The organism is Corallococcus sicarius (assembly GCF_003611735.1).
GTDB classification, from domain to species: domain Bacteria; phylum Myxococcota; class Myxococcia; order Myxococcales; family Myxococcaceae; genus Corallococcus; species Corallococcus sicarius.
This window is the reverse complement of the sequence record NZ_RAWG01000555.1, coordinates 1-3,024: the sequence shown is the minus strand read 5'-3', so window position 1 is coordinate 3,024 and position 3,024 is coordinate 1. Positions and strand designations below refer to the sequence as shown.

Annotated in this window: 2 protein-coding genes; both read right to left on the bottom strand. The window is 69.6% G+C overall.

The genetic code is table 11. The annotated features are described in order from the left end of the window. Positions 1–85: 85 nt before the first annotated feature. Positions 86–1,720 carry a long-chain fatty acid--CoA ligase gene (locus D7X12_RS40575; protein WP_120630462.1) on the bottom strand — a complete coding sequence of 545 codons (1,635 nt, stop codon included), beginning with the start codon at positions 1,718–1,720 and terminating at the stop codon, positions 86–88. A gap of 149 nt (positions 1,721–1,869) precedes the next feature. Then, positions 1,870–2,907 carry a 6-phosphofructokinase gene (locus D7X12_RS40570; RefSeq protein WP_120630461.1) on the bottom strand — a complete coding sequence of 346 codons (1,038 nt, stop codon included), beginning with the start codon at positions 2,905–2,907 and terminating at the stop codon, positions 1,870–1,872. Between the last annotated feature and the right edge of the window lie 117 nt (positions 2,908–3,024).

Sequence of the window (3,024 nt, the reverse complement as noted above, 5' to 3'; positions counted from 1 at the left end):
CCGTACCCCCAGCCCCGCCCCGGCGCGAGCCGCCAACCCCCGGGGGGCAGCGGGTGTCAGATGCGCGGCGATTGCTTCAACCGCTTCAGGATGCGACCGGCACCTTCAACAGGTGGTCCCCGAAATCCTCGCGCAGCTTCATCTTCAGGAACTTGCCCGTCGACGTGCGCGGAATCTGGGGCACGAAGAGGAAGTCATCCGGCAGCCACCACTTCGCGAACTGCTTCTCCAGATGCGCCGTCAGCTCCGCCTTCGTCGCCTGCTGCCCCGCCTTGAACACCACCGCCGCCAGCGGCCGCTCGTCCCACTTGGAGTGCCGTCCCGCGAACACCGCCGCCTCCAGCACCGCCGGGTGCGCCATCAGCGCGTTCTCCAGCGCCACCGAGCTGATCCACTCGCCGCCCGACTTGATGACGTCCTTGCTGCGGTCGGTGATGTGCAGGTAGCCCGCCGGGTCGATGGTCACCACGTCGCCCGTCTTGAACCACCCGTCCGCGGTGAAGCGGTCCTTGCCCTCGTCGCCGAAGTACGAGGCCGCCACCATGGGCCCGCGCACCTCCAGCTCACCCATGGCCTTGCCGTCCCACGGCAACACCTCGCCGGTGTCGCTCACGTGGCGCGTCTCCACGAAGGGCACCGAATAGCCCTGCGACGCATACGCATCCAGCTGCGCCTGCGGGGACGCCGCGTGCAGGTCCCCCTTGAGCCGCGCGAGCGTGCCCAGCGGGTTCATCTCCGTCATGCCCCAGGCGTGCAGCACCTCCAGCTTGTGGCGCTTGCGGAACCCGTCGATGAGCGACGGCGGCGCCGCCGAACCGCCAATCACCATGTGCCGCATCGCGCTCAGGTCCCACTTGCCCGGCTCGCGGTCCAGCATCGCCAGGATGCCCAGCCAGATGGTGGGCACGCCGCCCGCCACCGTGACCTTCTCCCCCTGCATCAGCTCCAGCAGCGACTGCGGATCCAGGTGCGGCCCGGGCAGCACCTGCTTCGCGCCCGTGAGGAGCGCGTCGAACGGCAGGCCCCACGCCGCCGCGTGGAACATGGGCACCACCGCCAGCACCGTGTCCGCCTCCTTCAGCCCCAGCACCTCCGGCAGGCAGCACACCAGCGTGTGCAGCACGATGGAGCGGTGGCTGAAGAGGACGCCCTTCGGGTTGCCCGTCGTCCCGGACGTGTAGCAGAGCATCGCCGCGCTGTTCTCATCCAGGCGCGGGAACTCGAACGTGTCCGGCTCCGCCGCGAGCAGCTTCTCGTAGTCCAGCCGGCCCTCCGGCACCGGGCCGTCGTCCGGGATGACGATGACGTGCTGGATGCAGCCCGCCGCCTTCTCGAACTTCTCCAACAGCGGCAAGAGCGAGCGGTCCACCACCACCACCGTGTCCTCCGCGTGGCGCGCGATGTAGGCCAGGTCGTTGGGGTGCAGCCGCAGGTTGAGCGTGTGCATCACCGCGCCCATCGCCGGCACCCCGAAGTACACCTCCAGGTGCTGGTGGTGGTTCCAGCTGAGCGACGCCACCCGCGTCCCCGGCTTCACCCCCAGCCGTGTCAGCGCGTTGGCGAGCTGGCACGTGCGCTTGTGGAAGTCCGCGTACGTGTAGCGGTGCAGGGACTTGTCCGGGTTGCGGCTGACAATCTCCTGCGCCGCGTAATAGGAGCGCGCGCGCTCCAGGAAGTGCGTCAGGGTGAGCGGGAAGTCCATCATGCGACCGGTAAGCATCGGCACCATCCCTTCGCGAGCGGGTGAAGGAGGCCGATGCTACCGGATGCGCAACGCCCTGCCCTCCACTCCCGGTGGGGGAGGGCGATGGCGCACCATGTCAATGTCCTCCGAATGAAACGTCGGAGGACAGCGGGTCGGACACCGGGTCAGCCGAAGAAGACCTGGGCGACCTCGAAGAACTCCTTGGGCACGCGCTTGAGCTCGCGGGTGGCCTCGGAGAGGCGCTCGCTGACGATCTCATTGCCGCGCAGGGAGGCCATCCTGCCGAACTCGCCGCGGGCCACCATGTCGCACGCATGCACGCCGAACCGGGTGGCGAGCACCCGGTCGTGCGCCGTGGGGGCGCCGCCGCGCTGGATGTGGCCCAGCACGGACACGCGCGTCTCGAAGCCGGTGCGGCGCTCAATCTCCTGGGCGACGATGTTGCCCACGCCGCCCAGGCGGGGCCGGCCGGCCTCGTCCAGCGCGCCGCTGGTGATGAGCTGCTCGCCCTGTTCGGCGGACATCTTGATGCGCGTGCCCTCCGCCACCACGACGATGGAGAAGGTGCGCCCGCCCGCGTTGCGGCGCTGGAGGTGCTGGGCCACGGCCTCCAGGTCGGCCGGAATCTCCGGCACGAGGATGACGTCCGCGCCGCCAGCGATGCCCGCGTAGGTGGCAATCCAGCCCACGTGCCGGCCCATCACCTCGCAGACGATGACGCGCTTGTGGGATTCCGCCGTGGAGTGCAGCCGGTCCACCGCCTCCGTGGCGATGCCCACCGCGGTGTCGAAGCCGAAGGTGAAGTCGGTGCCGTTGAGGTCGTTGTCGATGGTCTTCGGCACGCCGACGATGCGCACGCCCTCCTCGGACATGCGCGTGGCGGCGGACAGGGTGCCCTCACCGCCAATGGCGATGACCGCGTGGATGCCATTGCGTTCAATGGCGCGCTTCACGCGCTCCAGGCCGTTCTCCACCTTGAACGGGTTGACGCGTGAGGTGCCGAGGATGGTGCCGCCCCGGTGCAGGATGCCGGAGGTGGTCTCCCGCGTGAGGCGGAAGTGGTTGTCGTCCAGCAGGCCCTTCCACCCATCCCGCAGACCCATCATCTCGAAGCCGTGCTCGCTCGCACGGCGGACGATGGCGCGGATGACCGCATTGAGGCCGGGGCAATCACCCCCGCCGGTGAGCACGGCGACTTTCATGAGGTCAGGTTCTAGCCCGACCCGGGCTTCGCGCGTGAGGACCGATTGCAGGGGGCGCTCACCGGGGGCCCTTCCCGGTCCCCGGGCATGCGGGGGGCCGTCCGGGGGCCGGGAAGG

What these genes read in the sequence shown, in the direction of transcription:
- D7X12_RS40575 (WP_120630462.1), bottom strand. Translation starts at nt 1,720, where the DNA reads ATGCTTACCGGTCGCATGATGGACTTCCCGCTCACCCTGACGCACTTC.
- D7X12_RS40570 (WP_120630461.1), bottom strand. Translation starts at nt 2,907, where the DNA reads ATGAAAGTCGCCGTGCTCACCGGCGGGGGTGATTGCCCCGGCCTCAAT.